This window comes from Dermacoccus sp. GAS27A (assembly GCF_044909235.1).
Taxonomy (GTDB): Bacteria; Actinomycetota; Actinomycetes; order Actinomycetales; family Dermatophilaceae; genus Dermacoccus; species Dermacoccus nishinomiyaensis.
In genome coordinates, this window is sequence record NZ_JBIYDW010000005.1 from 176,352 (window position 1) to 202,733 (window position 26,382).

The window sequence follows — 26,382 nt, forward strand, 5'->3', positions numbered from 1 at the left end:
CATGACTGACAAGCAGGAGACCGCTGTGACCGAGCAGGCAGAGCGCAACTACCGCAAGACGCGTCAGGGTTACGTCGTCAGCGACAAGATGGACAAGACCGTCGTCGTCGAGGTCGAGGACCGCGTCAAGCACGCCCTGTACGGCAAGGTCATGCGCCGCAGCAGCAAGGTGAAGGCCCACGACGAGAACAACAGCGCCGGCATCGGCGACCGCGTTCTCATCATGGAGACCCGCCCGCTCTCGGCAACGAAGCGTTGGCGCGTCGTCGAGATCCTCGAGCGCGCCAAGTAAGCCGCGAGGCACGCGCGTAGCCGGGAAGTCCACGCCCGTCATCGGTGGGGCGGCGATCTCGTCGTCGCCCCACCGGCGCGGGGGACTCTCCCGGTTTTCGCGTGCGCCGATCGGTGTGAGACCATTAAACGTTCCGCAAGGCTCGCTCAGATCGGGCGAGAACCAGTGAGACGACAGGAGTAGAAACTGTGATTCAGCAGGAGTCGCGACTTCGTGTCGCCGACAACACCGGTGCCAAGGAGATCCTGTGCATCCGCGTGCTCGGCGGTTCTGGCCGCCGGTACGCCGGCATCGGTGACACCATCGTGGCCACCGTCAAGGACGCCATCCCCGGTGGCAATGTCAAGAAGGGTGACGTCGTCAAGGCCGTCATCGTTCGCACCAAGAAGGAGCGCCGTCGTGCAGACGGCTCCTACATCCGCTTCGACGAGAACGCGGCAGTCATCCTCAAGGGTGACGGCGACCCGCGTGGTACGCGCATCTTCGGCCCCGTCGGCCGTGAACTGCGCGACAAGAAGTTCATGAAGATCATTTCGCTTGCCCCGGAGGTGCTCTGAACCATGGTGGCCAAGATGAAGATCAAGAAGAACGACCTCGTCCAGGTCATCAGCGGCCGTTCCGAGAAGAATGGCGGCGACAAGGGCAAGCAGGGCAAGGTCATCGCCGTGTTCCCGGAGACGCAGCGTGTCCTCGTCGAGGGCATCAACCGCGTCACGAAGCACGTCAAGGCCGGTCAGCCCGGTGCCGGCACCGGCGGCCTCACGGTCGTCGAGGCGCCGATCCACGTCTCGAACGTGGCCCTCGTCGACCCGGAGACGAACAAGCCCACCCGTGTGCGCACCCGCGTCGAGCAGGTCGAGCGCGACGGCAAGACCAAGACCGTGCGTACCCGCGTGTCCGTGCGTTCCGGTAAGGACCTGTGATGTCTGAGACCACGAAGACCACCCCGCGTCTGAAGACGCGTTACCAGGACGAGATCAAGGGCCAGCTGCAGGGCGAGTTCAACTTCGCCAACGCGATGCAGGTTCCGGGTGTCGTCAAGGTCGTCGTCAACATGGGTGTCGGCGACGCCGCGAAGGACAGCAAGCTGATCGAGGGCGCCATCCGCGACCTCGAGGCCATCACCGGCCAGAAGCCGGCTGTCACCAAGGCACGCAAGTCGATCGCCCAGTTCAAGCTGCGTGAGGGCATGCCGATCGGCGCGCACGTCACGCTGCGCGGCGACCGCATGTGGGAGTTCCTCGACCGCCTCGTTTCGGTTGCGCTGCCGCGTATCCGCGACTTCCGCGGCCTGTCGCCGAAGCAGTTCGACGGCAACGGCAACTACACGTTCGGTCTGAACGAGCAGTCGATGTTCCACGAGATCGACCAGGACAAGATCGACCGCGTCCGCGGCATGGACATCACCGTCGTGACGACCGCCGCGAACGACGACGAAGGCCGCGCCCTGCTGCGCGCCCTCGGATTCCCGTTCAAGGAGAAGTGACGATGGCGAAGACCGCACTGATCAACAAGGCGAACGCCAAGCCGAAGTTCAAGGTTCGTGGCTACACGCGCTGCCAGCGCTGCGGCCGCCCGCACTCGGTCTACCGCAAGTTCGGCCTGTGCCGCATCTGCTTGCGCGAGATGGCACACGCCGGCGAACTGCCGGGCGTGACCAAGTCCAGCTGGTAAGAACCCACCACTTTCATTAGTTCGTTCTACACCGTAGGTCGACCCAACACACGCGGGTTGAAACCCCGGTGAGGAAGGGCGGAGAAGCCCAATGACCATGACCGACCCGATCGCGGACATGTTGACGCGAGTCCGGAACGCCAACTCGGCGCACCACGACTCGACGTCCATGCCGTTCTCGAAGCTGAAGTCCCACATCGCTGAGATTCTTGAACGCGAGGGTTACATCGCCGGCTGGACCGTCGAAGAAGCCCGCGTCGGCCAGACGCTCACGATCAACCTGAAGTACGGCCCGAACCGTGAGCGCTCCATCGCCGGAGTGCGCCGCGTCTCGAAGCCCGGCCTTCGCGTCTACGCCAAGTCCACCAACCTCCCCAAGGTTCTCGGTGGCCTCGGCATTGCCATTCTTTCCACGTCCTCCGGTCTGCTCACCGACAAGCAGGCGGCGGCCAAGGGTGTTGGCGGGGAAGTCCTCGCCTACGTCTGGTAATCAGGAATTAGGAGGAGAAACAGATGTCACGTATTGGACGTCTCCCGGTTCCTGTCCCGTCCGGTGTCGAGGTGACCATCGACGGCCAGGACGTCACGGTTAAGGGCCCCAAGGGCAGCCTTGACCTGACGGTTCCCGCGCCGATCACCGTCGCCAAGGGCGAGGACGGATCCGTCGAGGTGACGCGACCCAACGACGAGCGCGACGCGCGCGCCCGTCACGGACTGACGCGGAGCCTGATCAACAACATGGTCGTCGGTGTCACCGACGGCTACACCAAGAAGCTCGAGATCCACGGCACGGGTTACCGCGTGACGGCGAAGGGCAGCGACCTCGAGTTCGCGCTCGGCTACTCGCACCCGATCCTCGTGAAGGCCCCCGAGGGCATCACGTTCGTCGTCGAGAACCCGACCCGCTTCTCGGTCTCCGGTATCGACAAGCAGCTCGTCGGTGAGGTCTCGGCCAACATCCGCAAGCTGCGCAAGCCCGACCCGTACAAGGCGAAGGGTGTCCGCTACGAAGGCGAGCACATCCGCCGCAAGGTCGGAAAGGCTGGTAAGTAAGCCATGGCAAAGATCGTCAAGCGTTCGACGAGCAAGTCCGCAGCTCGCGGCCGTCGTCACCTGCGCCTGCGCAAGAAGGTCACGGGGACCGCGGTTCGCCCGCGCCTGGTCGTCTCGCGTTCCAGCCGTCACGTCTTCGTCCAGGTCGTCGACGACACGGTCGGCAAGACCGTCGCGTCCGCGTCCACCATGGAAGCCGACCTGCGCACGTTCGAGGGTGACAAGTCCGCCAAGGCCCGCAAGGTCGGCGAACTCGTGGCCGAGCGTGCGAAGGCCCAGGGCATCGAGGCAGTCGTGTTCGACCGTGGCGGCAACCGCTACGCCGGCCGCGTCGCCGCGATCGCCGACGGCGCCCGCGAAGGTGGCCTGAGCCTGTGATGACCAACCAGAACAACGCCGAGAAGAGGAATGTCTGATGGCTGGACCCCAGCGTCGAGGCGCCGGTACCGCCCAGACGGGCGGCGAGCGCGACAACAACCAGCGTGACAACCGCCGCGATGGCGGTCGTCGTGACGGCGGCCGCGGCCGCGGTCGCGAGGAAGAGCGCAACCAGTACGTCGAGAACGTCGTCACCATCAACCGTGTCGCCAAGGTCGTCAAGGGTGGTCGTCGCTTCAGCTTCACCGCCCTCGTCGTCGTCGGTGACGGTGACGGCACCGTCGGTGTCGGCTACGGCAAGGCCAAGGAAGTTCCCGCGGCCATCGCCAAGGGTGTCGAGGAGGCGAAGAAGAACTTCTTCCGCGTCCCCCGCATCCAGGGCACGATCCCGCACCCCGTTCAGGGTGAGGCTGCGGCGGGCGTCGTCCTGCTGAAGCCGGCATCGCCCGGTACCGGTGTCATCGCCGGTGGTCCGGTGCGCGCCGTCCTCGAGTGCGCGGGCATCCACGACGTGCTGTCGAAGTCTCTGGGCTCCGACAACTCGATCAACATCGTCCACGCGACGGTCGCGGCCCTCCAGGGTCTCGAGCGTCCGGAGGCCGTGGCCGCTCGCCGTGGCCTGCCGATCGACGACGTCGTCCCCGCTGCGATGCAGCACGCGATGGCCGAGAAGGCAGGTGCGTGATGGCTCAGCTCAAGGTGACCCAGATCCGTTCCGAGATCGGTGGCAAGCCGCAGCACCGTGAGACCCTGCGTTCGCTGGGCCTCAAGCGCATCGGCCACACGGTCGTCAAGGAGGACCGCCCCGAGTTTCGGGGCATGGTCCGCGCGGTCGCGCACCTCGTGACCGTCGAGGAGGTTGACTGAAAATGCCTGACACCAAGGCCAACGGGTCGGCCCTGAAGATCCACAACCTGCGTCCCGCCCCGGGTGCCAAGACCGCGAAGACCCGTGTGGGTCGCGGTGAGGGCTCCAAGGGCAAGACCGCGGGTCGTGGTACCAAGGGTACGAAGGCTCGCTACCAGGTTCCCGCTCGCTTCGAGGGTGGTCAGACGCCGCTGCACATGCGTCTGCCCAAGCTCCGCGGCTTCAAGAACCCGTTCAAGGTCGAGTACCAGGTCGTGAACCTGGACAAGATCTCCACCTTGTTCCCCGAGGGCGGCGACGTCGACGTCGCGGCGCTCGTGGAGAAGGGTGCCGTCCGCAAGGGCCAGCCCGTCAAGGTGCTCGGCACTGGCGACATCACCGTCAAGGTGAACGTCACGGCGCAGAAGTTCTCGGCCACGGCCAAGGACAAGATCGAGGCCGCAGGCGGTTCCGTCACCGCTGAGTGACGCGTCTGAGACAGGACCCCGCCGGGGTGCCACGATGTGGTGCTCCCGGCGGGGTTCTTTCGTCGTCGGGACGCGGGGGAGGGTATCGTCTATTCGTTGACGGTGGTCGCCCGCGTCGGGTGCGACGCCGTCGTCGGGGCCACCCGGCAAGCCCTTTACGTATTCAGCCGTGACGCGTCACGGCTCAGGAGGTTTTTGTGCTGACCAGTTTTGGACGCGCCTTCCGGACGCCCGAACTGCGCAACAAGATCCTGTTCACGCTGGCCATCATGGCGTTGTTCCGGCTCGGTTCGCACATTCCGACGCCGGGGATCAGCTTCGATCTCGTGGCCAAGTGTCAGGCCGCGGCCGGTGGTTCGAACAGCCTCCTCGGGCTCGCGAACCTGTTCTCAGGTGGCGCGCTGCTCCAGCTGTCGATCTTCGCGCTCGGCATCATGCCCTACATCACCGCGTCGATCATCATTCAGTTGTTGACGGTCGTCATCCCGCGTTTCGAGACCCTCAAGAAGGAGGGCCAGAGCGGGCAGGCGAAGATGACGCAGTACACCCGCTATCTCGCGATCGCGCTAGCGCTCCTGCAGAGTTCGACGCTCATCACCGCCGCTCGCAGCCCGTGGACGATTCTCGGTGGTAGCCCGACCACGTGTTCGACGATCATGACGGACGACTCGATCCCGACCGTCCTGCTCATGATTCTGACCCTGACGGCCGGCACCGGCCTCATCATGTGGCTCGGTGAGCAGGTGACGGAACGGGGTATCGGCAACGGTATGTCGCTGCTCATCCTGACCGCCGTTGCCGCTCGCGTGCCCCAGAGTCTGTGGGCGATCCACAACCAGGGCTGGGGGCGTTTCATCGCCGTGGTCATCATGTGCTTGGCCGTGACGACCGCCGTCGTTTTCGTGGAGAACAGCCAGCGACGCATCCCCGTCCAATACGCGAAGCGCATGGTCGGACGTCGCTCCTACGGCGGGACGACGACGTACATCCCGCTGAAGGTCAACATGGCCAACGTCATCCCGATCATCTTCGCGACGTCCTTGCTCTCCCTGCCTGTCATGGTTTCGCAGTTCGCGGCGAACAAGACGAATCCGCCCGGGTGGGCGCAGTGGATCAACACCTACCTGGCGCGCGGCGACCACCCCGTCTACATGGCGATCTACACGGTCCTGATCCTGTTCTTCACGTTCTTCTACGTGTCGATCACCTATCAGCCCGACGAGGTGGCGGACAACCTCAAGCAGGCCGGCAGCTTCATTCCGGGAGTCCGCGCCGGCTCCGCGACGGCCAAGTACCTCAGCTACGTCCTGACGCGCATCACCACCGTCGGCGCGATCTACATCGCGTTCCTCGCGCTGCTACCCCTGATCGCGCTGGCGCTCTTCGACGCGAACCAGAACGTTCCGTTCGGTGGCGCGTCCATCCTCATCCTCGTCGGCGTGGGTCTGGAGACCGTCAAGCAGGTCGACTCCAAGCTGCAACAGCACAACTACGAAGGGTTCTTGCGGTAATGCGACTCATCATTCTCGGACCCCCCGGGGCAGGCAAGGGAACGCAGGCGGAGCGTCTGGCCGAAAGCCGGGGCATCCCGCACATCTCGACCGGCGATATCTTCCGCGCCAACATCAAAAACGAGACCGAGCTCGGCCTCAAGGTCAAGGACATCCTGGCCTCCGGTGGGTACGTGACGGACGAGATCACGAACGAGATCGTCAAGAACCGCCTCGACGAGAAGGACGCCGCGAACGGCTTCCTGCTCGACGGGTACCCGCGCACCGCGGGCCAGGTCGTCGCGCTCGAGGAGATGCTCGCGGCGAAGGGCCAGGCCCTCGACGCGGCCCTGGAACTCACCGTCGATGGCGAGGAGCTCGTGCAGCGCCTGCTCAAGCGCGCCGAGACGTCGGGCCGTGCGGACGACACGGAAGAGGTCATCCGCGAGCGTCAGGAGCTCTACGTGCGCGAGACGGCGCCGCTGGCCGCCGCCTACACCGAGCGTGGCCTCCTCCTCCAGGTCGACGGCATGGGCTCGATCGACGAGGTCGAGGCGCGGATCGGCGCGGCACTCGACGAGGTCGCGGCGAAGAACTGATGTTCGGACGCACCCGACTGGATCTCAAGTCGAGTGACGACATCCGCGCGATGCGCCGGGCCGGTCTCGTGACCGGCTCGGCGCTTCGCGCGTCGGCACTCGGAACGCGCGCGGGCATGACGACGAAGGACGTCGACGCCATCGCCCACGCCCACATGCTCGAACGCGGTGCGACGCCGTCGTTCCTCGGGTACAACGGCTTTCCCGCGACGCTGTGCATCTCCGTCAACGACGAGGTGGTCCATGGCATCCCGGGGGAGCGCGTGCTGCAAGACGGCGACGTCGTCTCGCTCGATTGCGGAGCGATCGTCGACGGGTGGCACGGCGACTCGGCGTTGACGTTCGTCGTCGGGGCGGCGAGGGACGACGCGAGCTCGGCGCAGCGCGTGGCGGCGCGTCACGCGGGTGATGAGCCCGCGATCAGACGAGAGGGTGTCGTGGCGTGGGCGCAGGGCGACCTGCGCCGCGCTCTCGTGCTCGCGACCGAGGCGTCGATGTGGGCCGGCATCGAGGCGCTTCAGGTGGGCGAGCGCCTCAACGACGTCGGTGAGGGCGTACAAGACCTGCTCGAGGAGTTCAACGCTCCGGGGCGCCTCGCGGGGTTGCCGCCGGAGATGCCCAGCTTCGAGATCGTCGACGGCTACACGGGCCACGGTGTGGGTCGTGAGTTGCACCAAGATCCAACGGTCTACAACGAGTACGTCAACGAGCGGCTCCCCAAGGTGAAGCCTGGTCTCGTCGTCGCCGTCGAGCCGATGGTCACGCTCGGCACGTACGAGACGCATGAGCTCGACGATGGCTGGACCGTCAAGACCGACGACGGCTCCCTCGCCGCGCACTTCGAGCACACCGTGGCGGTGACGGAGAAGGGCCTGTGGGTGCTGACGGCGCAGGACGGCGGACGTTCGCGTCTCGAGCCGCTCGGGTTGTACGGCGGCCTGGACGACTGAGGGCCCACGCGGACGCGACGCCGTCCGGGTCCCCCAACGCTCGAGCCCCTCTCATCGGAACGGAGGCGGGTCGAGGCGATTTGGGGAAGCCGAGCGCGTCTCGTAGACTGAGGGACGGTCTGTCGTGGTATGTGGCGCTCAGCGTCACGCGACCGGGTAGGCCGGCCAACAGATTCCGTCCATCCGGGACGGTTTCGTGCAGCGAAATGCGGAGGCTATGGCCAAGAAGGACGGTGTCATCGAGATCGAGGGCACGATCGTCGAGGCTCTCCCGAACGCGATGTTCCGGGTCGAGCTCACGAACGGTCACAAGGTTCTCGCTCACATCTCGGGCAAGATGCGTCAGCACTACATCCGGATCCTCCCCGAGGACCGGGTCGTCGTCGAGCTCTCGCCCTATGACCTGACCCGCGGCCGTATCGTCTTCCGTTACCGCTGATTCAACCCAGTTCTCGCTCCCCGCGCTGCGTCCGTATGGTCGCAGCGTGTCGGTGTGTCGAGAGCGCGATCGACAAGACAGCAGGCAGATGAAGGTTCAGCCGAGCGTCAAGAAGATCTGTGACAAGTGCAAGGTGATTCGCCGCAACGGCCGAGTCATGGTGATCTGCGAGAACCTGCGCCACAAGCAGCGCCAGGGCTGATCCACCGAGCACCAGCTCACAGCGTCTTCACCAGGACGCAACACATGAAACTGCAGCACCCGGCCCCACTGGGCTCTGACGAGGATCCGACAGGATGAATCGTCGAGATCTCTCAGAGCGATCTGATCCAGAGACACGCCAGTGGACGTCACCCTCGGCGCGGAGGCCGAGGACCCGCGAGTCCCACCGCTCATCACGACCATCGAGGCTCACGCCATAGCGGGAACGGTGCTGCCCCAGACCTCCGCTCATGATCAGGAGAACACATGGCACGTCTCATCGGTGTCGACCTGCCGCGCGAGAAGCGCGTCGAGGTCGGCCTCACCTACATCTTCGGCGTCGGGCGTACCCGTGCCCAGGAGACGCTGGCCGCGACCGGCGTCAACCCGGACACGCGCGTCCGCGACCTCACCGAGGAAGAACTCGTCAAGCTGCGTGACCACCTCGAGGCAAGCTTCCGCCTCGAAGGTGATCTGCGCCGTGAGATCGCCGCCGACATCCGCCGCAAGGTGGAGATCGGAAGCTACGAGGGTCTGCGCCACCGCCGTGGCCTGCCCGTGCACGGTCAGCGCACCAAGACGAACGCTCGTACCCGCAAGGGCCCGAAGCGCACCGTGGCCGGCAAGAAGAAGGCCAAGTGAGTCGAGCAGCTTCGGCTGATCACGACTACTTCCTCAACTGAGCGTCGAAACAGGAGATTCGAACTATGCCTCCCAAGAGCCGTATGGCCGCGGGCGCCAAGAAGGTGCGCCGCAAGGAGAAGAAGAACGTTGCTGCGGGCCAGGCCCACATCAAGAGCACGTTCAACAACACCATCGTTTCCATCACGGACCCCACCGGTGCCGTGATCTCGTGGGCGTCCGCCGGCCAGGTCGGCTTCAAGGGCTCCCGCAAGTCGACCCCCTACGCAGCGCAGATGGCCGCCGAGGCCGCTGCGCGTCGTGCCATGGACCACGGCATGCGCAAGGTCGACGTCTTCGTCAAGGGCCCGGGTTCCGGTCGTGAGACCGCCATCCGCTCGCTCACCGCGACCGGCCTCGAGGTCGGCGCGATCAGCGATGTCACGCCCACGCCGCACAACGGCGTCCGCCCGCCCAAGCGTCGCCGCGTCTGATCACCCAGACACCGCGAACGAAGACGAACTAGGAGACACCCCACATGGCCCGTTACACCGGCCCGATCACCAAGAAGTCGCGTCGACTCAAGACCGACCTCGTCGGTGGTGACAAGAACTTCGAGATGCGCCCCTTCCCGCCCGGCCAGCACGGCCGCGGTCGAATCCAGGAGAAGGAGTACCTCCACCAGCTGCAGGAGAAGCAGAAGGCCCGCTTCACCTACGGCGTCATGGAGAAGCAGTTCGTCCGGTACTACAAGGAGGCGGCGCGCCGCCCCGGCAAGACCGGTGAGAACCTGCTCATCATCCTCGAGTCCCGCCTGGACAACGTCATCTACCGCGCCGGCCTCGCCCGCACGCGTCGCGCTGCTCGCCAGCTCGTCACGCACGGTCACTTCGAGGTCAACGGCGTGCGCGTCGACGTCCCGTCCTACCGCGTCGAGCAGTACGACATCATCACGGTCCGTGAGAAGTCGCGCGAGGCGTTCCCGATCCAGCTCGCTCGCGAGACGTTCGGCGAGCGTCCCGTTCCGGCGTGGCTGCACGTCGTCCCGGGCACGCTGCAGGTGCTGATCCACCAGCTCCCGACGCGCGAGCAGATCGACAGCCAGCTCACCGAGCAGCTCATCGTCGAGCTCTACTCGAAGAACTGATCCGAGCTTCGCATCGGAAGGTGGCGCTTCGCGCCGCGTGAGGCGCCACCTTCCACCTGCCGGTCCGAGAGACAGAGCTCGCACCGGCGCAGGACTCGATTCCTGCTCGTTCACCCGGCGTCAAATAGTGGTCGCCGTAGGAAAGGACAACGAGAGTGCTCATCGCACAGCGCCCCACGCTCTCCGAGGACGTGGTTTCCGAGAGCCGTTCGCGGTTCGTCATCGAGCCCCTGGAGCCGGGTTTCGGCTACACGCTCGGCAACTCGCTCCGCCGCACCCTGCTCTCGAGCATCCCGGGTGCCGCCGTCACCAGCATCCGCATCGACGGCGTCCAGCACGAGTTCTCGACGATCCCCGGTGTCAAGGAAGACGTCACCGAGGTCATCCTCAACATCAAGGGTCTGGTCGTCTCCTCGGAGCACGACGAGCCCGTCGTGATGTACCTGCGCAAGCAGGGCGCGGGTGTCGTCACCGCTGCTGACATCGCGCCCCCGGCCGGTGTCGAGGTGCACAACCCCGACCTCGAGATCGCGACGCTGAACGACAAGGGCAGCATCGAGATGGAGCTGACGGTCGAGCGCGGCCGCGGCTACGTCTCGGCGGCGCTGAACAAGTCGGCGGAGCAGGAGATCGGCCGCATCCCGGTCGACTCCATCTACTCGCCGGTGCTGGCCGTGACCTACAAGGTCGAGGCCACGCGTGTCGAGCAGCGCACCGACTTCGACAAGCTCATCGTCGACGTCGAGACGAAGAACTCGATGGCCCCGCGTGACGCCATGGCTTCGGCCGGCTCCACGCTCGTCGAGCTGTTCGGTCTCGCGCGCGAGCTCAACGTCGAGGCCGAGGGCATCGACATGGGTCCGTCCCCGACCGACGCAGCGCTCGCCGAGGACCTCGCTCTGCCGATCGAGGACCTCGACCTCACCGTCCGCTCCTACAACTGCCTCAAGCGCGAGGGCATCCACACCGTGGGTGAACTCGTGTCCCGCAGCGAGGCCGACCTGCTCGACATTCGCAACTTCGGTTCGAAGTCGATCCACGAGGTCGCCGACAAGCTGCGCGACATGGGCCTTCAGCTGAAGGACAGCCCGCCCGGGTTCGACGCCAGCGTCATCGCCGACCGCTACGACGAGGACGCCGACGGCGCGGACCTCGCCGAGGACGAGCAGTACTGAGCAGCTTTTCGGTACAGCGGTGAGCCTGCTCGCTGAGTTGAGCATTCTCGCAGCTGACCGGTAGACCAAGGAGAAAACATGCCTACCCCCACGAAGGGCGCCCGCGTCGGCGGCAGCCCGTCGCACGAGCGGCTGATCATGGCCAACATGGCCACTCAGCTGTTCACCCACGACCGCGTCACGACGACGGAGGCGAAGGCCAAGCGCCTGCGTCCGTACGCCGAGCGCCTCATCTCGTTCGGCAAGCGCGGCGACCTCGCCTCGCGTCGACGCGTGATGCGCAAGATCTCGGACAAGTCGGCCGTGCACCGTCTCTTCACGGAGATCGCACCCGACATGGCCGAGCGTCCCGGCGGCTACACGCGCATCACCAAGATCGCGCCGCGCAAGGGCGACAACGCCCCCATGGTCGTCATCGAACTGGTTCGCGAGGCCTACTCCGCGAAGCAGTCGACGGTCAAGGAGGCCGAGGCCGCCACGAAGCGCGCGGTCAAGGAAGACGCTGCGGCCGCTCCGGCAGCGGACGTCACGCCCGAGACCCCTGCCGCGACGGAGACGTCCGGCGGTGCCTCGAAGGCTGACGGCGACGCCTGATCGACCTGTCACGCACGATGCCCGCTTCCCCCTCGGGGGAGGCGGGCATCGTCGCGTCCGTGGTCGAGTTCGCGGGATAGGTTGGGCGGCATGCGTTTCAGGATCGACTTCGCCTACGACGGCACCGACTTCTCGGGGTGGGCCCGCCAGCCCGGACGTCGCACTGTCGAGGGAGAACTGACGGGTGCGCTCACGCGCGTCCTGCGCCGCGACGACGTCCGGCTGACGGTGGCCGGGCGCACCGACGCCGGCGTCCACGCGCGCGGTGGGGTGTGCCACGGCGACATCGGCGCCGACGCGTGGGCTGCGCTGCCGGGGCGAAGCGAGCGTGCGCCCGCGCAGGCGCTCGTCACGCGCCTCAACGGCGTCCTGGCGGGGGACGTCGTCGTCAAGGCCGCCAGTGAGCAGCCCGCGAGTTTCGATGCTCGCTTCTCGGCGCTGAAGCGCCGCTACAGCTATCGCCTGCTCGACGATGCGGCGCGCCTCGACCCGCTTCGCCGGCGCGACACCGTCGTCGTCAAGCGAAACCTGGACGTCGACGCGATGAACGCCGCGTCGGCCCTGCTCGTCGGGTTGCACGACTTCGCGGCCTACTGCAAGCCCCGCGAGGGTGCGACGACGATCCGCACGCTGCTCGACTACGCGTGGACGCGCGAGGCGGACGGCGTGCTCACCGCGCGGTTGGAGGCGGACGCGTTCTGCCACTCGATGGTGCGGGCCCTCATCGGCGGCGTCGTGCCGGTGGGGGAGGGGCGTCGCCCGATCGACTGGCCCGCGCAGGTACTGACTGCGGGGCGACGCGACCCGGGCGTCGTCGTCATGCCGCCGCACGGGCTGTGCCTCGAGGAGGTCAGCTACCCGAGCCCCGATCAGTTCGCGGCGCGCGATGCGGCGTCGCGCGTCATGCGTTCGGCGGCTGACCTCGATGGGGCAACCTGAGCCCATCGCGACCGCTGCCTCGACGTCAGCGCGGCGAATACGAGCGGAGTGGCCGGACGCGAGTGTCAGGACGCACGGATTCGGCCCGTTCGCTCGCATTCATCGGCCGGTCATGGAGCTCGCCTGGGCCGGTGCTCACGTGACGTTCGGCAACGGCAGCGACACGACGGTGACGGCGACCCGTCGCGCACCCGGGGTGCCTGCTCCGGCTCGGCGATACCGCGCAAGAAGCGCCTCCATCTCGGAGCGCAGAGCGCTCATCTGCTCCTCGCTCACGAGGACGGGGGAGTCGAACGCGCGGCACTCGTCCTGCCACACGTAGGGCCAGGCGTCCTGCTCGTCGACCCAGGCGTGGGCGCGCTCACTGACGTGCGTGATGAAGTCGTGCTCGAGCCAGCGCGCGTCTTCGGCGTCGGCGTCGTCGAGGAACTCGAGGGCATCGCTGGGATTCGCGTCATCGGTGTCGTCCGATTCGTCGACGAGAGCCCAGACGCGCGTCTTCGCGTTGCCGAGCCCGGTGTCCTCGACCAGGCCTGCGCTCTCGAGCACGCGCACGTGGTAGCTCGTCGCCCCGGTGTGCGTGCCGAGGGCTCGGGCCAGTTCGGCAGACGTCGAACCGCCGTGCAGACGCAGGTGCGCGAGGATGCGCGAACGCATCGGATGGGCGATGACGCGGTAGGGGTCGCTGCCCGCGGCCGTGTTCATGGCCCGAGGCTACCGGAGTCGATGGCGCGACGACGGAGGCGCCCATTTTGCACAATTGTTGTGCGATCGACCCGGAGGGCGTCGATCAACGGGTGTGGCGATCCGTGAAAGACATTGCGGCGCAAGGGGATACGTCATGACTGCACGATTTCGACCGGTTGTGCATCTGCCGTAGACTGGATGACTGTTGCTTCGTCGCAGCTGGTCGCATGCGGGCTGTCGCCCGGGCGGTGACCGCGCACGAAGTGGCCGCCCATCGTCAACGACAGAACGAAGGGAACGACCGTGCGTACGTTCACCCCCAACCAGGAGTCGGCTCAGGCTGACCGCACCTGGCACGTCATCGACGCCACCGACGTCGTTCTGGGTCGCCTCGCGTCCCAGACTGCATCGCTGCTGCGTGGCAAGCACAAGCCCACGTTTGCGCCGCACATCGACACCGGTGACTTCGTCATCATCATCAACGCCGACAAGGTCGCCCTCACCGGCGCCAAGCTCGAGAAGAAGAAGGCCTACCGTCACTCGGGCTTCCCCGGCGGTCTGACCTCGACCTCCTACACGGAGCTCATGGCGAAGGACCCGGAGAAGGCTGTCGAGAAGGCCGTCCGAGGCATGCTGCCCAAGACGAAGCTGGGCCGCGCCCAGATCGCCAAGCTCAAGGTGTACCGCGGTGCCGAGCACCCGCACGCCGCGCAGCAGCCCAAGCCGTTCGAGATCACCCAGGTCGCGCAGTAATCGCGCGCGCTGCTGAATTCTTAGGAGAACCGTGGCAGACCAGAACGTTGAGCTCGACGTCCTCGAGACGGACGAGCCGCAGCTGACCGAATACACGAGCGAGTCGACCGGCCCCGTCGGCGAGAACGGCGAGGTTCGTCGCCCGTCCGCTTCCGCGCCCGGCGCCGCGACCGGCCGCCGCAAGCAGGCCATCGCCCGCGTCCGCATCGTCCCCGGTACGGGCGAGTGGAAGATCAACGGCCGCACCCTCGAGGAGTACTTCCCGAACAAGGTGCACCAGCAGATCGTCAACGAGCCCCTCACGGTGCTCGAGCTGGACGGTGCGTACGACGTCCTCGTGCGCGTGCACGGCGGTGGCCCCTCGGGCCAGGCCGGTGCCGTTCGCCTCGGCGTCGCCCGTTCGCTGAACGGCGTCGACGAAGAGCTGAACCGTCCGATCCTCAAGAAGGCCGGCTTCCTCACGCGTGACGCACGCGTTCCGGAGCGCAAGAAGGCCGGCCTCAAGAAGGCCCGCAAGGCGTCGCAGTTCAGCAAGCGCTGATCCACGCGCTGCACTGCTCGAATCGCTCCGTATCCGGCCCAGTCGCCGGGTGCGGAGCGATTCGCGTACCGCCGCGTATTGTGGAGAGAGATTCCGAAGACCTCAGGAGGGGCACATGGGCCGCATGTTCGGCACTGACGGTGTGCGTGGCGTCGCCAACCAGGACGTCACGGCAGAGCTCGCACTCGGGCTGTCCGTCGCAGCAGCACGGGTACTCGTCGAGGCCGGGGAGGTCTCGGCCGATCACGAGCGTCCTGTCGCCGTCGTCGGACGCGACCCGCGCGCGTCGGGGGAGTTCCTCGGTGCGGCCACCGTCGCCGGGCTCGCGAGCGCGGGCGTCGACGTCTACGACGCGGGCGTGCTGCCGACGCCGGCCATCGCCTACCTGACGGCGACGATGAACGCCGACCTCGGCGCGATGCTGTCGGCCTCGCACAACGCTATGCCAGACAACGGCATCAAGTTCTTCAGCCGCGGCGGCCACAAGCTGCCCGACGCGCTCGAGGACGCGATCGAGGCGCACCTGCACGAGGAGTACGAGCGTCCGACGGGTGCGTCGGTCGGTCGTGTGCATCCCTACGCCGAGGGCGGTGAGAAGTACATCGGTCACCTGCTCGGCGCGCTTCCGCACCGCCTCGAGGGCCTCAAGATCGTCGTCGACTGCGCGCACGGCGCGGCCTCCGTCGTCGGGCCCGAGGTGTTCCGCCGCGCGGGCGCGGACGTCGTCGTCATCGGTGCGACGCCGGACGGGCTCAACATCAACGACGGCTACGGCTCGACGCACCTGGAGAAGCTGCAGGAAGCGGTCGTCGCGAATGGAGCCGACTTCGGTGTGGCCTTCGACGGTGACGCGGACCGCTGCCTCGCCGTCGACGGAACGGGTGAGGTGGTCGACGGTGACCAAATCATGGCGATCCTCGCGCTCGACCTCAAGGAGCGCGGCGTGCTCGCCGAGGACACGCTCGTCGCGACGGTCATGAGCAACCTCGGCATGATCAAGGCGATGGAGCGCGAGGGCATCGCCGTCAAGCAGACCGGTGTCGGCGACCGCTACGTGCTCGAGGAGATGCGCCGCGGGTCGTACTCGCTCGGGGGCGAGCAGTCGGGGCACGTCATCGCACTCGACCACGGCACGACCGGTGACGGCGTGCTCACGGGCCTGCTCCTTGCTGCCCGCGTGGCCTCGAGTGGGCGCTCGCTCGCCCGGCTCGGCGCCGTCATGCAGCGGATGCCGCAGAAGCTCATCAACGTCAAGGGGGTCGACAAGTCGGCCGTCGATTCGCACGACGGCGTGCAGGCCGCTGTGCGCGCCGCCGAGAGCGACCTCGCCGGCGCCGGGCGCGTGCTGCTGCGCAAGTCGGGCACCGAACCGGTCGTGCGCGTCATGGTCGAGGCCGACACCGCCGAACGCGCGCAGGCCGTCGCGACGCACCTCGCCGACGTCGTCAAGCGCGAGCTGTCGATCGACTGAACTGCCGGCTGCGCGCTTTCGTCCTGCGCCCAGATGCACCCGGGTGCATCTGGGCGCAGTCGTGTGCCTCCCAGTCGTGTGGTGGCCCGGCGAGCTGTCGACGGGAGCTGACGGACAGCGCCGACGGCCGTCACGCGTGCGGGGTGTGTCACAGTGGCAGGCATGAGCCTGCCAGCCGCCCAGCCGAGTGGACGCAGCGACGTCGAGCCGTTCCACGTCATGGAGGTGCTCGCCGCGGCAGCGGAACGTCAGCGTACGCACGGCGACGTCATCAGCCTGTGCGCCGGCCAGCCCTCGACGGGCGCGCCGCGCGCAGCCCGGGAGGCGGCCGTCGCGGCGATCGAGGCCGATGCGCTCGGGTACACCGAGACGGTCGGCATCCGGCCGCTGCGTGAGGCGATCGCCGCGTATCACCGCGACCTCGGCGTCGACGACGTGAGTGCTGACGACGTCATCGTCACGACCGGGTCGTCGGGCGCGTTCACGCTGCTGTTCCTCGCTGCGTTCGACGGCGGCGACGAGGTGTGGATGACCCGCCCAGGCTACCCCGCCTACCGCAACACGCTGCGGGCGCTGGGGACGTCCGTCGTGGAGCTCGCGTGCGGCGCCGAGGTGCGCTACCAACCCACCGTCGCGATGCTCGAGGCGGAACGTGTCCGGCGCGGCGCCGCGCCGAAGGGGCTCGTCGTCGCGAGCCCCGCCAACCCGACGGGCACGATCATCGACGCGGACGAACTCGCAGCCATCGCGCGCTGGTGCGACGCGCACGGCGTGCTGCTCGTCAGCGACGAGATCTACCACGGCATCTCGTTCGGGCGCGCGACGTCGAGCGCGTGGCAGACGTCGCGCCAGGGCGCCGTCATCGGTTCGGTGTCGAAGTTCTTCTCCATGACGGGTTGGCGCGTCGGGTGGATGCTCGTGCCCGCGCACCTGCGCCGACGCGTCGCCATTCTCGCCTCGAATCTCACGATCTGCCCGCCGGTCGTGTCACAGCATGCGGCGCTCGCGGCCCTCGGCGAGGCGGCACGCGGTGAGCTGGAGGGGCACGTCGAGACGTACCGGCGCAATCGTGAGTTGGTGCAGCGGCGCCTTCCCGAGATCGGGGTGACGACCTACGCGCCACCGGACGGCGCGTTCTACGCCTGGTGCGACGTCACGCACCTCACCGACGACTCCGTGCGCTGGTGCGCCGACGTGCTCGCCGCGACGGGCGTCGCCATCACCCCCGGGATCGACTTCGACCCCGTCGACGGGCACCGGTTCATGCGGATGAGCCTCGCTGTCGCGAGCGATGAGCTCGACGAGGCGTTCGACCGGATGGTGAGGTTCGTCGGTAGCTCGTCATGACGCTGTGACGTCCTGCGGTTCACCAGTCGTGCCGGCTACGTCAGACGGCCCCGGTCGCTCGGGCCCTACGGTTCGTGGGATGCACGTCGGCGCGCGTCAGGAACCCCCTGGTCTCCTGACGCGCCGCCGCGAGTCGTTGGGCTCAGATGAGCCCGAGTGCGCGGACGGCGTCGCGCTCGCTCTCGAGCTCGGCGACGCTCGCGTCGATGCGGGCGCGGCTGAACTCGTCGATCGTGAGGTCGGGAACGATCCGCCAGGCGCGCTCGGTGACGGTGACGGGGAAGCTCGACACGAGCCCCTCGGGCACGCCGTAGGAGCCGTCCGACGGCACGGCCATGGAGACGATCCGGTCGGTGCCGAGAGCCCAGTCGCGGGCGTGATCGATCGTCGCGCTCGCGGCGCTCGCCGCTGACGACGCGCCTCGGGCGTCGATGATCGCGGCGCCGCGCTTCGCGACCGTCGGGATGAAGACGTCGTTGAGCCAGGCGTCATCGCCCACCTCGAGGCGCGCGGCACGGCCATGGATCGTCGCGTGCGTGACGTCCGGGTACTGCGTCGCGCTGTGGTTACCCCAGATGATGACGTCGTGGATGTCGGTGACGCTCGCACCCGTCTTCGCGGCGAGCTGCGCGACGGCGCGGTTCTGGTCGAGGCGCGTCAGCGCGCTGAAGCGTTCGTTCGGGATGTCACGTGCCGCATGCATCGCGATGAGGCAGTTCGTGTTCGCCGGGTTGCCGGTGACGGTGACCTGCACTTCATCGGCGGCAGCGTCGTTGAGCGCCTCTCCCTGCGGGCCGAAGATGTGGCCGTTGACCTCGAGCAGGTCGCCGCGCTCCATGCCCGGCCCGCGCGGCTTCGCGCCGACGAGCAGCGCGTGACTGACGCCGTCGAACATGCGGCGCGCGTCGGAGCCGGTCTCCGTGCCTGCGAGCATTGGGAACGCGCAGTCCTGCAGCTCCATGACGGTGCCCTCCAGCTTGCGGAGCGCTTCGTCGACCTCGAGCAGGCGCAGCTCTACGGGCTGGTCGGGGCCGAGCAGTTCACCCGCGGCGATGCGGAAGAGGAGGCTGTAACCGATGGCGCCAGCGGCTCCGCTGACGGCAACGCGAACGGCGGGCTTGGGCATGACGGCTCATTTCGTCGGCGGGTTCCCGGACGAGACGTCGGGTCACCACTGACGGTAGGCCGAGCCGGCCCGCCGCGTCAGGGCCGAACGTCCCTGCGGGCCCTCCCGAGGCCCCGGAGTGTGCGAGTGGCCCGGGAGGGGCGCACAGCAGCCTGTGCGTGCCGCGACATCAGGCGTGCCGCCACCCGCTGGGGATGGCGGCATGGCGACAGCGGCGGACGATCAGGCCGTGATGTCACCCAGGGTGCCGACGACGTGCGCCTCGCCCTCACCGATGTCGTAGTGCACGGCGACGACGGCGAGCCGGCCGGCGTCGATGCGATCACGGATCAGCTGACTGCGCTGGGGGAGGAGCTCGCTCGTCGCCCGGGCATGCTCGGCCTCGAACTGCTCGCCGGTCGTCAGCCCGTGCTTGCGCCCGTGCAGGATCGACGGCATGACGCGCTCGATGATCGTGTGGAGGTACCCCGGCGGCATGTCGCCGGTCTCCTCGGCGGCGAGCGTCGCGTTGATGGCGCCGCAGCTCTTGTGCGCGAGCACGACGACGAGCGGTGCGCGCAGCACCTCGGTGCCGAACTCGATCGAGCCGAGCACGCTGGGGTCAAGCACGTGGCCCGCGGTGCGCACGACGAACAGATCGCCGAGGCCCTGGTCGAAGATCATCTCGGCCGGCACGCGGGAGTCGCCGCACCCGAAGATGACGGCCTGGGGTGCCTGCCCGGCGACGAGCTCGCGCCGGCGCTCGCCGTCACTGTGCGGGCGCTGCGTCGTGCCGGAGACGAAGCGTCGGTTGCCCTCGACGAGGGTGTCCCAGGCCTGCTGCGGCGTGAGGGTGCTGCTCATGGTGGCTCCTTGGTGATGACGTCGGCGCCGTCAGCTCAGGCCGGGGCGGGTGGTGATGGTCATGGCGGTGGGCTTCGCCGTGGCGGCGAAGAAGTCGTTGCCCTTGTCGTCGACGACGATGAACGCGGGGAAGTTCTCGACCTCGATCTTCCACACGGCCTCCATGCCGAGCTCAGGGTATTCGAGCACCTCGACCTTCTTGATGCAGTCGAGGGCGAGACGCGCGGCCGGGCCGCCGATCGAGCCGAGGTAGAACCCGCCGTACTCCTGGCAGGCCTCCGTCACCTGGGCGCTGCGGTTGCCCTTGGCGAGCATCACCATCGAGCCGCCGGCGGCCTGGAACTGCTTGACGTACGAATCCATGCGCCCGGCCGTCGTCGGCCCGAACGAACCGGACGCCATGCCCTCCGGCGTCTTCGCGGGGCCTGCGTAGTAGACCGGGTGGTCCTTGAGGTACTGCGGCATCTCCTCGCCGGCGTCGAGGCGCTCCTTGATCTTCGCGTGCGCGATGTCGCGCGCGACGACGAGCGTCCCCGTCAGCGAAAGGCGAGTCTTGACGGGATGCTCGCTCAGCTCGGCGCGGATCTCGTCCATCGGGCGGCTCAGGTCGATGTCGACGGCGGCGCCCTTGCCGGTCGAGCCCGCGCCGGTTGCCTCGTCGCCGCTCTCGATGAGGTGCGCCTCGGTGACGTCGGGCAGGAACTGCGCCGGGTCGGTCTCGAGCTGCTCGATGAACACGCCCTCGCGCGTGATCTTGCCGAGCACCTGACGGTCGGCCGAGCAGCTGACGGCGATCGCGACGGGCAGCGACGCGCCGTGGCGCGGGAGGCGGACGACGCGCACGTCGTGACAGAAGTACTTGCCGCCGAACTGCGCGCCGATGCCGAAGTTGCGCGTCAGTTCGAGGATCTGCTCCTCGAGCTCCGGGTCGCGGAAGCCGTGGCCGGTGGCGGCGTCACCGGACGTCGGCAGCTCGTCGAGGTACTTCGCGCTCGCGTACTTCGCGGTCTTGAGCGCGAACTCGGCGCTCGTGCCGCCGATGACGACGGCGAGGTGGTACGGCGGGCACGCGGCGGTGCCGAGGCTGCGCAGCTTCTCGTCGAGGAACTCGAGCATGCGCTTGGGGTTGAGGATCGCCTTCGTCTCCTGGTACAGGAACGACTTGTTGGCGCTGCCGCCGCCCTTGGCCATGAAGAGGAACTTGTAGGTGGTCTCGTGGCCCGGCTGGCTGTCGGCGTAGATCTCGATCTGCGCGGGCAGGTTCGAGCCGGTGTTCTTCTCGTCCCACATCGTCAGCGGCGCCATCTGGCTGTAGCGCAGATTGAGTTTCGTGTACGCGTCGTAGACGCCCTTCGCGAGCGACGCCTCGTCGGGAGCGGGGTCGTGCTCGTCACGCGCGACGAGCACCTGCGAACCCTTCTTGCCCATGACGATCGCCGTGCCCGTGTCCTGACACATCGGCAGGACGCCCGCCGCCGCGATGTTCGCGTTCTTGAGCAGGTCGAGCGCGACGAACTTGTCGTTGTTGCTCGCCTCGGGATCGTCGAGGATCTTGCGCAGCTGCGCGAGGTGAGACGTACGCAGGTAGTGCGCGATGTCGTGCATCGCGGTGGCCGACAACGTCTCCAGGGCCGAGGGGTCGACCTCGAGGAAGGTGCGCCCGCCGGGGCCCTCGAGCGTGCGCACCCCGTCGCTCGTCAGCTTGCGGTAGGTGGTCGTGTCCTCGCCGGTGGGCAGCAGGTCGGAGTACGCGAAATCAGCCATGCGTGGAGACTATCGGAGCGCGACGCGGCTGCGGCCCGACGAGCCGGCGGCGCCGCCGTCAGGGCATGCGCGGGTGGGGTGTGAATGCTGACGAAAATCGCAGATGTGGACGCAGATCGCAGGCGGGGAGGGCGAACGTAGCACCCCTGATCGCGCGATCGTGTAACGGCTCAATAACCGTTTGGTCTCCCTGGCGGTGCAAGTATGGCGTCCATCACAGCGTGCGTGGATGATGAGTTGTCGATTAACAAGGATGGAGCGGTGTTCATGAACACATCCAAGTCACGCAGGCGAGTGGCTGCCGCAGCATCGATGGCGATGCTCGCGACGACCGCGCTCGCCGGGTGCGGTGGCGACAGCGGGGGCGGCACGCCCACGCTGACCTGGTACATCAACCCGGACGTCGGCAACTCCGACGCCTCCAAGGGTGGCCAGGCCACACTCGCCGCGAACTGCACGAAGGCCTCCGGCGGCAAGTACAAGATCAAGGTCGAGCTGCTGCCGAACTCGGCCTCCGACCAGCGCACGCAGCTGCTGCGTCGCCTCGCCGCGGGCGACAGCTCGATGGACCTCATGAGCACCGACCCGGCGTTCGTCACCGAGTTCGCTGCTGCGGGCTACCTCGCGCCCGTGCCGGAGTCGATGCAGAAGAACTTCACGGAGGACCGCGTCCAGAGCTCCATCGACGCCTCGATGTACAAGGGCAAGCTGACGTCCGTGCCGTTCTGGGCGAACACGCAGCTGCTCTGGTACAAGAAGTCGGTCGCGCAGAAGGTCGGTCTCGACATGAGCAAGCCGGTGACGTGGGATCAGGTCATCGACGCCGCGAAGAAGACGAAGACGAACGTCGGCGTCCAGGGCAAGCTCTACGAGGGCTACGCCGTGTGGATCAACGCGCTCGTCGCGGGCGGCGGCGGCAAGATCGTCGAGGACCCGAGTGCGACGTACGAGAACATCAAGCTCGGCCTCGACTCGGACGCCGGCAAGAAGGCCGCGTCGATCATCAACAAGGTCGCGACGTCGGGCGTCGGCGGCCCCGCGATCGGTTCGTCCGACGAGACGGCGTCGCTGACGCTGTTCCAGTCGCCGAGCGGCGGTTTCCTCGTCAACTGGCCCTACTCCTACGGTGCCATCCAGAAGGCCGCGCCGAAGGTGGCCGAGGACGTGGCGGCCGCGGTCTACCCGCGCACCGACGCCTCGCACGACGCCGCGCCTCCGTTCGGTGGTATCCAGCTCGCCGTCGGCAAGAACTCGAAGCACACCGACCTCGCCTACCAGGCGGCGGAGTGCATCACGAACGAGAAGAACACGACGGCGTACATGGTTGCCTCGGGCAACCCGAGCAGCCGCAAGGCCTCGTACGACTCGGCGGACGTCAAGAAGGCCTTCCCGAACGGGATCGCCGCCCAGATCCGCACCTCGCTGGACAAGGCCGTGCCGCGTCCGCTCTCGCCCTACTGGGGTGACATCTCCGGGGCTCTGCAGCAGCAGTTCTCGCCGCCGTCGAAGGTGACGCCGAACACTCCGGCCGAGGCCCAGAAGTTCATCCTCGACGTCCTGAAGGGGAAGGCCCTGCTGTGAGTACCGCTGCATCCATGGAGAAGAGTGCGGCCACCGGTGTCGCAACGGGGGCGAAGCGCAAGAAGGCGCCGCTCTCCGATCGCGCACGCGCCGAGCGCAACCTCGGGTGGAAGCTCGCGGGGCCGGCGTTCGTCGTCATGTGTCTCGTGACGCTGTACCCGATCCTCAACGCGCTGTACCTGTCGTTCTTCAAGTACCGCCTCACCGACCCGGCGGGCAAGAAGTTCGTGTGGTTCCAGAACTACGCCTCCGCGCTGAAGGACTCGCTGTTCTGGAACGCCATGGGCACGACGCTCATCATCACGATCGTCACGGTCGTCGTCGAGCTGATCCTCGGCTTCGCCATCGCGATGCTCATGAACAAGATCGTCATGCCACGACGCACGCTGCGCACCGTCGTCCTGCTGCCGTACGCGATCATCACGGTCGTCTCCGCGTTCGCGTGGAAGTTCGGCTTCGACGTCAGCACCGGCTTCGTCAACCACTGGCTGCACACCCTGACGTTCGGCTCGTTCCCGCTCGACTACGACTGGTTCGGTCAGCGGGGCAGCTCGCTGTTCGTCATCTGCCTGTCGGAGATCTGGAAGACGACGCCGTTCATGTCACTGCTGCTGCTGACGGGCCTCGCACAGGTCGACTCCTCGATGGAGGAGGCCGCCAAGGTCGACGGCGCCACCTGGTGGCAGCGCCTCACGAAGGTGATCCTGCCGAACATGAAGGCCGCCATCATGGTCGCCCTGCTGTTCCGCACGCTCGACGCCTTCCGCATCTTCGACAACCCGTACGTCATGACCGGCGGCGCCAATGACACGACGAGCCTTTCGATGCTCGTCTCCCGTGAGGCGATCGATCGCGTGGAGATCGGCATGGGCTCCGCCCTCGCCGTCATCCTCTTCCTCTGCGTGCTCATCATCGCGGCGATCTTCGTCAAGGGCTTCAAGGTCGACCTCGCTGCCGGGAGGAACAACTGATGGAAACCAACGTCTCGAACAAGGCCAAGTGGGGGATGTTCGGTTTCGCCATCCCCGTCATGATCTGGACGCTGCTGCCGCTCGTGTGGATCTTCGCGCTGTCGCTCAAGAGCGACGCCGCCCTCACGGACACGACGGGCAAGGAGAACAGCTTCGGCAACTTCTTCCCGACGCACCCGAGCTGGGACAACTACGAGTTGATCCTCAAGGGCGGGGCGTCCGACCTGTTCATGCCGGCGCTGTGGCACTCGATCGTGGTGTCGCTGCTCGCCACGCTGATCTCTGTCATCCTCGCGACGTTCTGCGCCTACGCGATCGCCCGCCTCGACTTCCCGGGCAAGAAGATGATCCTGACGATGGCGCTCGCCGTCTCGTTCTTCCCCGTCATCGCGATGGTGACGCCGCTGTTCAACATGTGGCGTCAGATCGGGCTGTTCGACACGATCCCCGGCCTCGTCATCCCGTACCTCGCGCTGACGCTGCCGCTGGCGATCTGGACACTGTCCGCGTTCTTCCAGCAGATCCCGTGGGAGATGGAGCAGGCCGCCCAGGTCGACGGTGCGACGTCGTGGCAGGCGTTCCGCAAGGTCATCGCGCCGCTCGCCGGCCCGGGTGTCTTCACGACGGCCATCATCACGTTCTTCACGGCGTGGAACGACTTCGTGTTCGCCATCTCGCTGACGTCGGGCAACGCCCGCACGGTGCCCGCCGCGCTGAGCTTCTTCACCGGCGCCAGCCAGTTCACGCAGCCGACGGGCGCCATCGCCGCGGCCGCCGTCATCGTGACGATCCCCGTCATCATCCTCGTCCTGATCTTCCAGCGTCGGATCGTCTCCGGCCTCACCTCCGGCGCCGTCAAGGGCTGACGCCCGCCTCTTTAGGAGAGACACCTCATGTCCAGCATCCAGCTCAAGAACATCGTCAAGAAGTACGGCGACGGATTCCCGGCCGTCAACGACGTCAGCCTCGACATCGCCGACGGCGAGTTCATGATCCTCGTCGGCCCGTCCGGCTGCGGTAAGTCGACGCTGCTGCGCATGGTCGTCGGCCTCGAGGACATCACCTCCGGTGACCTCGAGATCAACGGCACGCGCGTCAACGACCTCGCACCGCGCGACCGCAACCTCGCGATGGTGTTCCAGAACTACGCCCTCTACCCGCACCTGACGGTGTTCGAGAACATCGCGTTCCCGCTGCGGCTCAACAAGGGCAAGGTGAGCGATGACGAGATCCAGCGCAAGGTGCGCGAGGCGAGCAAGATGCTCGAACTCGACGAGCACCTCGAGCGCAAGCCCGGCAACCTCTCCGGTGGTCAGCGTCAGCGTGTCGCGATGGGCCGCGCGATCGTCCGCGACGCCGACGCGTTCCTGTTCGACGAGCCGCTGTCGAACCTCGACGCCAAGCTGCGCGGGCAGATGCGGACGGAGATCGCGCGCATGCAGCGTCGCCTCGGCATCACGACGATCTACGTCACGCACGACCAGACCGAGGCCATGACCCTCGGTGACCGCGTCGCCGTGCTGAAGAAGGGCGTGCTGCAGCAGTGTGCGAGCCCGCGCGAGCTGTACGAACAGCCCGCCAACCTCTTCGTCGCGGGCTTCATCGGCTCGCCGCCGATGAACTTCGTGCCCGCGCGCGTCGAGGGCACCATGCTGCGCCTGCCGTTCGCGACCGTGCCGATGACGGAGCAGCTTGCCCGCGACGTCGCGGGCAAGGACATCGTCATCGTCGGCATCCGCCCCGAGTACATCAAGGACGCCGAGGTCAACCCGGTCTCCGGTGGCGCGACGTTCAAGGCCGTCGTCGACCAGACGGAGTGGCTCGGCAACGAGCAGTACGCCTACATCCCGTTCGAGCAGGACCCGGCCGCGAAGCAGCACCTCGACGCGCTCGAGAAGGACCTCGACGGTGAGGGCGCTCGCAGCCAGCTCGTCGTCAACCTCGACGCTCGCTCGCAGATCTTCGAGGGCGACGAGGTCGAGTTCGCGTTCGACCCGGCACACATGCACGTGTTCGACCCGGAATCGGGCCACAACTACACGCGCAACGAGGAGAAGGCCACCCAGATCGCGGCGAACTCGGAGAAGCAGCGCAAGGCCGCGCTGCAGCGTGCCAAGGAGCGTGACGCCCGCGGCGCCATCTCCGGAGGAACGGACGTCTGAGCGTTGATGTGAGCCTCATGCTCGGGTTCACCCCGAGCATCGGTTGAGGTCACGCTCCAGTAGAGGTCGAGGGCCCGCATCGGTGACGATGCGGGCCCTCGTGCTGTGTTCGTGCGGCATCCGAATACTGCGCGGTGGGGCTGCGTTGCAAGGACGCTGCCCTCGCAAGGACGGTGCTCGGCATGGCTGTGCTGTGTCGCCGTCGGGCCGTGGTTGTGCGCCGGGTGCACTGGCGCAAGCGTCGAGACCT

Annotated in this window: 34 protein-coding genes; 30 read left to right on the forward strand and 4 right to left on the reverse strand. The window is 67.2% G+C overall.

Features of this window, described 5'->3' with window-relative positions:
• The first annotated feature begins 1 nt into the window (after position 1).
• The 22 genes from rpsQ (at position 2) to truA (ending at position 12,886) form a co-directional block, all read left to right on the forward strand.
• On the forward strand, positions 2-292 hold the full coding sequence (gene rpsQ / locus ABH936_RS07195; protein ID WP_038567110.1) for a 30S ribosomal protein S17: 291 nt from the start codon (positions 2-4) through the stop codon (positions 290-292).
• Between the two features lie 188 nt (positions 293-480).
• The gene (rplN, locus tag ABH936_RS07200; protein WP_006946197.1) at positions 481-849 is read left to right on the forward strand and encodes a 50S ribosomal protein L14; all 369 of its coding nucleotides are present in this window, start codon (positions 481-483) and stop codon (positions 847-849) included.
• 6 nt (positions 850-855) lie between these two features.
• Positions 856-1,215 (forward strand): 50S ribosomal protein L24, encoded by a 360-nt coding sequence (rplX, locus tag ABH936_RS07205; RefSeq protein WP_038570394.1) that lies wholly within the window; start codon positions 856-858, stop codon positions 1,213-1,215.
• Positions 1,215-1,778, forward strand: a complete 564-nt coding sequence (gene rplE / locus ABH936_RS07210; protein WP_006946222.1) for a 50S ribosomal protein L5 — start codon at positions 1,215-1,217, stop codon at positions 1,776-1,778. The genes rplX and rplE overlap by 1 nt, the downstream gene beginning before the upstream one ends.
• A 2-nt stretch (positions 1,779-1,780) precedes the next feature.
• Positions 1,781-1,966, forward strand: a complete 186-nt coding sequence (locus tag ABH936_RS07215) for a type Z 30S ribosomal protein S14 (protein ID WP_006946078.1) — start codon at positions 1,781-1,783, stop codon at positions 1,964-1,966.
• Positions 1,967-2,057: 91 nt separating this feature from the next.
• Positions 2,058-2,456 carry a 30S ribosomal protein S8 gene (gene rpsH / locus ABH936_RS07220; RefSeq protein WP_006946236.1) on the forward strand — a complete coding sequence of 133 codons (399 nt, stop codon included), beginning with the start codon at positions 2,058-2,060 and terminating at the stop codon, positions 2,454-2,456.
• 23 nt (positions 2,457-2,479) lie between these two features.
• Positions 2,480-3,019 (forward strand): 50S ribosomal protein L6, encoded by a 540-nt coding sequence (rplF, locus tag ABH936_RS07225; protein ID WP_006946061.1) that lies wholly within the window; start codon positions 2,480-2,482, stop codon positions 3,017-3,019.
• Between the two features lie 3 nt (positions 3,020-3,022).
• Positions 3,023-3,397, forward strand: coding sequence for a 50S ribosomal protein L18 (gene rplR / locus ABH936_RS07230; RefSeq protein ID WP_006946162.1), 375 nt, complete (start codon positions 3,023-3,025; stop codon positions 3,395-3,397).
• Positions 3,398-3,434: 37 nt separating this feature from the next.
• A complete protein-coding gene (rpsE, locus tag ABH936_RS07235) occupies positions 3,435-4,082 on the forward strand; it encodes a 30S ribosomal protein S5 (RefSeq protein WP_062258619.1) in 648 nt (215 codons plus the stop codon).
• On the forward strand, positions 4,082-4,264 hold the full coding sequence (gene rpmD, locus ABH936_RS07240) for a 50S ribosomal protein L30 (RefSeq protein ID WP_038567114.1): 183 nt from the start codon (positions 4,082-4,084) through the stop codon (positions 4,262-4,264). The genes rpsE and rpmD overlap by 1 nt, the downstream gene beginning before the upstream one ends.
• Before the next feature lie 2 nt (positions 4,265-4,266).
• A complete protein-coding gene (gene rplO / locus ABH936_RS07245) occupies positions 4,267-4,731 on the forward strand; it encodes a 50S ribosomal protein L15 (protein ID WP_006946289.1) in 465 nt (154 codons plus the stop codon).
• Positions 4,732-4,928: 197 nt separating this feature from the next.
• Positions 4,929-6,242 carry a preprotein translocase subunit SecY gene (secY, locus tag ABH936_RS07250; RefSeq protein ID WP_115296516.1) on the forward strand — a complete coding sequence of 438 codons (1,314 nt, stop codon included), beginning with the start codon at positions 4,929-4,931 and terminating at the stop codon, positions 6,240-6,242.
• Positions 6,242-6,820 carry an adenylate kinase gene (locus ABH936_RS07255; protein WP_312294624.1) on the forward strand — a complete coding sequence of 193 codons (579 nt, stop codon included), beginning with the start codon at positions 6,242-6,244 and terminating at the stop codon, positions 6,818-6,820. Before secY ends, ABH936_RS07255 begins: the two co-directional genes overlap by 1 nt.
• Positions 6,820-7,770 carry a M24 family metallopeptidase gene (locus ABH936_RS07260; protein ID WP_312294625.1) on the forward strand — a complete coding sequence of 317 codons (951 nt, stop codon included), beginning with the start codon at positions 6,820-6,822 and terminating at the stop codon, positions 7,768-7,770. The genes ABH936_RS07255 and ABH936_RS07260 overlap by 1 nt, the downstream gene beginning before the upstream one ends.
• 217 nt (positions 7,771-7,987) lie before the next feature.
• The gene (infA, locus tag ABH936_RS07265) at positions 7,988-8,209 is read left to right on the forward strand and encodes a translation initiation factor IF-1 (RefSeq protein ID WP_006946284.1); all 222 of its coding nucleotides are present in this window, start codon (positions 7,988-7,990) and stop codon (positions 8,207-8,209) included.
• Positions 8,210-8,297: 88 nt separating this feature from the next.
• The gene (gene rpmJ / locus ABH936_RS07270) at positions 8,298-8,411 is read left to right on the forward strand and encodes a 50S ribosomal protein L36 (protein WP_006592630.1); all 114 of its coding nucleotides are present in this window, start codon (positions 8,298-8,300) and stop codon (positions 8,409-8,411) included.
• A 266-nt stretch (positions 8,412-8,677) separates the two neighbouring features.
• Complete coding sequence (gene rpsM, locus ABH936_RS07275) at positions 8,678-9,052, forward strand: 30S ribosomal protein S13 (RefSeq protein ID WP_006946278.1); 375 nt, start codon at positions 8,678-8,680, stop codon at positions 9,050-9,052.
• Between the two features lie 65 nt (positions 9,053-9,117).
• A complete protein-coding gene (gene rpsK / locus ABH936_RS07280) occupies positions 9,118-9,525 on the forward strand; it encodes a 30S ribosomal protein S11 (protein WP_006946182.1) in 408 nt (135 codons plus the stop codon).
• A gap of 44 nt (positions 9,526-9,569) precedes the next feature.
• A complete protein-coding gene (gene rpsD, locus ABH936_RS07285; RefSeq protein ID WP_006946058.1) occupies positions 9,570-10,178 on the forward strand; it encodes a 30S ribosomal protein S4 in 609 nt (202 codons plus the stop codon).
• 155 nt (positions 10,179-10,333) lie between these two features.
• Positions 10,334-11,353 (forward strand): DNA-directed RNA polymerase subunit alpha, encoded by a 1,020-nt coding sequence (locus tag ABH936_RS07290; RefSeq protein WP_006946192.1) that lies wholly within the window; start codon positions 10,334-10,336, stop codon positions 11,351-11,353.
• A gap of 78 nt (positions 11,354-11,431) precedes the next feature.
• Positions 11,432-11,947 (forward strand): 50S ribosomal protein L17, encoded by a 516-nt coding sequence (gene rplQ, locus ABH936_RS07295; protein WP_038567125.1) that lies wholly within the window; start codon positions 11,432-11,434, stop codon positions 11,945-11,947.
• A gap of 90 nt (positions 11,948-12,037) precedes the next feature.
• Entirely contained in the window at positions 12,038-12,886 is an 849-nt protein-coding gene (gene truA, locus ABH936_RS07300; protein WP_131940633.1) for a tRNA pseudouridine(38-40) synthase TruA, read from the forward strand.
• Positions 12,887-13,021: 135 nt separating this feature from the next.
• On the opposite strand, the gene ABH936_RS07305 is transcribed toward truA, so the two are convergent.
• Positions 13,022-13,591, reverse strand: a complete 570-nt coding sequence (locus ABH936_RS07305; RefSeq protein ID WP_404602931.1) for a helix-turn-helix domain-containing protein — start codon at positions 13,589-13,591, stop codon at positions 13,022-13,024.
• Positions 13,592-13,876: 285 nt separating this feature from the next.
• Between ABH936_RS07305 and rplM the strand changes: the two genes are divergently transcribed.
• The 4 genes from rplM to ABH936_RS07325 all read left to right on the forward strand — a co-directional run bounded on the left by rplM (position 13,877) and on the right by ABH936_RS07325 (position 17,685).
• On the forward strand, positions 13,877-14,326 hold the full coding sequence (rplM, locus tag ABH936_RS07310) for a 50S ribosomal protein L13 (protein WP_006946227.1): 450 nt from the start codon (positions 13,877-13,879) through the stop codon (positions 14,324-14,326).
• A gap of 31 nt (positions 14,327-14,357) precedes the next feature.
• Complete coding sequence (rpsI, locus tag ABH936_RS07315; protein WP_006946115.1) at positions 14,358-14,867, forward strand: 30S ribosomal protein S9; 510 nt, start codon at positions 14,358-14,360, stop codon at positions 14,865-14,867.
• A 115-nt stretch (positions 14,868-14,982) separates the two neighbouring features.
• Positions 14,983-16,338 (forward strand): phosphoglucosamine mutase, encoded by a 1,356-nt coding sequence (gene glmM / locus ABH936_RS07320; protein ID WP_404602932.1) that lies wholly within the window; start codon positions 14,983-14,985, stop codon positions 16,336-16,338.
• 162 nt (positions 16,339-16,500) lie between these two features.
• Positions 16,501-17,685: an aminotransferase class I/II-fold pyridoxal phosphate-dependent enzyme gene (locus ABH936_RS07325; RefSeq protein WP_404602933.1), complete on the forward strand. Its 1,185-nt coding sequence runs from the start codon at positions 16,501-16,503 to the stop codon at positions 17,683-17,685.
• 142 nt (positions 17,686-17,827) lie between these two features.
• Here ABH936_RS07325 and ABH936_RS07330 read toward each other — a convergent pair whose 3' ends face one another.
• The 3 genes from ABH936_RS07330 to ABH936_RS07340 all read right to left on the reverse strand — a co-directional run bounded on the left by ABH936_RS07330 (position 17,828) and on the right by ABH936_RS07340 (position 21,418).
• Entirely contained in the window at positions 17,828-18,811 is a 984-nt protein-coding gene (locus tag ABH936_RS07330; RefSeq protein ID WP_131940637.1) for a malate dehydrogenase, read from the reverse strand.
• Positions 18,812-19,033: 222 nt separating this feature from the next.
• The gene (locus ABH936_RS07335; RefSeq protein WP_006946116.1) at positions 19,034-19,654 is read right to left on the reverse strand and encodes a carbonic anhydrase; all 621 of its coding nucleotides are present in this window, start codon (positions 19,652-19,654) and stop codon (positions 19,034-19,036) included.
• Positions 19,655-19,684: 30 nt separating this feature from the next.
• Complete coding sequence (locus tag ABH936_RS07340) at positions 19,685-21,418, reverse strand: fumarate hydratase (protein WP_404602934.1); 1,734 nt, start codon at positions 21,416-21,418, stop codon at positions 19,685-19,687.
• Between the two features lie 267 nt (positions 21,419-21,685).
• Between ABH936_RS07340 and ABH936_RS07345 the strand changes: the two genes are divergently transcribed.
• Genes ABH936_RS07345 through ABH936_RS07360 form a run of 4 tightly spaced genes read left to right on the forward strand, consistent with a single transcriptional unit; the run spans position 21,686 to position 26,132 of the window.
• Positions 21,686-22,999, forward strand: a complete 1,314-nt coding sequence (locus ABH936_RS07345) for an extracellular solute-binding protein (protein ID WP_259880046.1) — start codon at positions 21,686-21,688, stop codon at positions 22,997-22,999.
• A gap of 14 nt (positions 23,000-23,013) precedes the next feature.
• Positions 23,014-23,970 carry a carbohydrate ABC transporter permease gene (locus tag ABH936_RS07350; RefSeq protein ID WP_006946255.1) on the forward strand — a complete coding sequence of 319 codons (957 nt, stop codon included), beginning with the start codon at positions 23,014-23,016 and terminating at the stop codon, positions 23,968-23,970.
• Complete coding sequence (locus ABH936_RS07355) at positions 23,970-24,836, forward strand: carbohydrate ABC transporter permease (protein WP_006946055.1); 867 nt, start codon at positions 23,970-23,972, stop codon at positions 24,834-24,836. The genes ABH936_RS07350 and ABH936_RS07355 overlap by 1 nt, the downstream gene beginning before the upstream one ends.
• A gap of 27 nt (positions 24,837-24,863) precedes the next feature.
• Positions 24,864-26,132, forward strand: coding sequence for an ABC transporter ATP-binding protein (locus tag ABH936_RS07360; RefSeq protein WP_404602935.1), 1,269 nt, complete (start codon positions 24,864-24,866; stop codon positions 26,130-26,132).
• The last annotated feature ends 250 nt before the right edge of the window (positions 26,133-26,382 follow it).

Coding starts and splice junctions, on each gene's coding strand:
- rpsQ (WP_038567110.1), top strand. CDS start 2: ATGACTGACAAGCAGGAGACCGCTGTGACCGAGCAGGCAGAGCGCAAC.
- rplE (WP_006946222.1), top strand. CDS start 1,215: ATGTCTGAGACCACGAAGACCACCCCGCGTCTGAAGACGCGTTACCAG.
- ABH936_RS07215 (WP_006946078.1), top strand. CDS start 1,781: ATGGCGAAGACCGCACTGATCAACAAGGCGAACGCCAAGCCGAAGTTC.
- rpsH (WP_006946236.1), top strand. CDS start 2,058: ATGACCATGACCGACCCGATCGCGGACATGTTGACGCGAGTCCGGAAC.
- rplF (WP_006946061.1), top strand. CDS start 2,480: ATGTCACGTATTGGACGTCTCCCGGTTCCTGTCCCGTCCGGTGTCGAG.
- rplR (WP_006946162.1), top strand. CDS start 3,023: ATGGCAAAGATCGTCAAGCGTTCGACGAGCAAGTCCGCAGCTCGCGGC.
- rpsE (WP_062258619.1), top strand. CDS start 3,435: ATGGCTGGACCCCAGCGTCGAGGCGCCGGTACCGCCCAGACGGGCGGC.
- rpmD (WP_038567114.1), top strand. CDS start 4,082: ATGGCTCAGCTCAAGGTGACCCAGATCCGTTCCGAGATCGGTGGCAAG.
- rplO (WP_006946289.1), top strand. CDS start 4,267: ATGCCTGACACCAAGGCCAACGGGTCGGCCCTGAAGATCCACAACCTG.
- ABH936_RS07255 (WP_312294624.1), top strand. CDS start 6,242: ATGCGACTCATCATTCTCGGACCCCCCGGGGCAGGCAAGGGAACGCAG.
- ABH936_RS07260 (WP_312294625.1), top strand. CDS start 6,820: ATGTTCGGACGCACCCGACTGGATCTCAAGTCGAGTGACGACATCCGC.
- infA (WP_006946284.1), top strand. CDS start 7,988: ATGGCCAAGAAGGACGGTGTCATCGAGATCGAGGGCACGATCGTCGAG.
- rpmJ (WP_006592630.1), top strand. CDS start 8,298: ATGAAGGTTCAGCCGAGCGTCAAGAAGATCTGTGACAAGTGCAAGGTG.
- rpsM (WP_006946278.1), top strand. CDS start 8,678: ATGGCACGTCTCATCGGTGTCGACCTGCCGCGCGAGAAGCGCGTCGAG.
- rpsK (WP_006946182.1), top strand. CDS start 9,118: ATGCCTCCCAAGAGCCGTATGGCCGCGGGCGCCAAGAAGGTGCGCCGC.
- rpsD (WP_006946058.1), top strand. CDS start 9,570: ATGGCCCGTTACACCGGCCCGATCACCAAGAAGTCGCGTCGACTCAAG.
- rplQ (WP_038567125.1), top strand. CDS start 11,432: ATGCCTACCCCCACGAAGGGCGCCCGCGTCGGCGGCAGCCCGTCGCAC.
- truA (WP_131940633.1), top strand. CDS start 12,038: ATGCGTTTCAGGATCGACTTCGCCTACGACGGCACCGACTTCTCGGGG.
- ABH936_RS07305 (WP_404602931.1), bottom strand. CDS start 13,591: ATGAACACGGCCGCGGGCAGCGACCCCTACCGCGTCATCGCCCATCCG.
- glmM (WP_404602932.1), top strand. CDS start 14,983: ATGGGCCGCATGTTCGGCACTGACGGTGTGCGTGGCGTCGCCAACCAG.
- ABH936_RS07325 (WP_404602933.1), top strand. CDS start 16,501: ATGAGCCTGCCAGCCGCCCAGCCGAGTGGACGCAGCGACGTCGAGCCG.
- ABH936_RS07330 (WP_131940637.1), bottom strand. CDS start 18,811: ATGCCCAAGCCCGCCGTTCGCGTTGCCGTCAGCGGAGCCGCTGGCGCC.
- ABH936_RS07335 (WP_006946116.1), bottom strand. CDS start 19,654: ATGAGCAGCACCCTCACGCCGCAGCAGGCCTGGGACACCCTCGTCGAG.
- ABH936_RS07340 (WP_404602934.1), bottom strand. CDS start 21,418: ATGGCTGATTTCGCGTACTCCGACCTGCTGCCCACCGGCGAGGACACG.
- ABH936_RS07345 (WP_259880046.1), top strand. CDS start 21,686: ATGAACACATCCAAGTCACGCAGGCGAGTGGCTGCCGCAGCATCGATG.
- ABH936_RS07350 (WP_006946255.1), top strand. CDS start 23,014: ATGGAGAAGAGTGCGGCCACCGGTGTCGCAACGGGGGCGAAGCGCAAG.
- ABH936_RS07355 (WP_006946055.1), top strand. CDS start 23,970: ATGGAAACCAACGTCTCGAACAAGGCCAAGTGGGGGATGTTCGGTTTC.
- ABH936_RS07360 (WP_404602935.1), top strand. CDS start 24,864: ATGTCCAGCATCCAGCTCAAGAACATCGTCAAGAAGTACGGCGACGGA.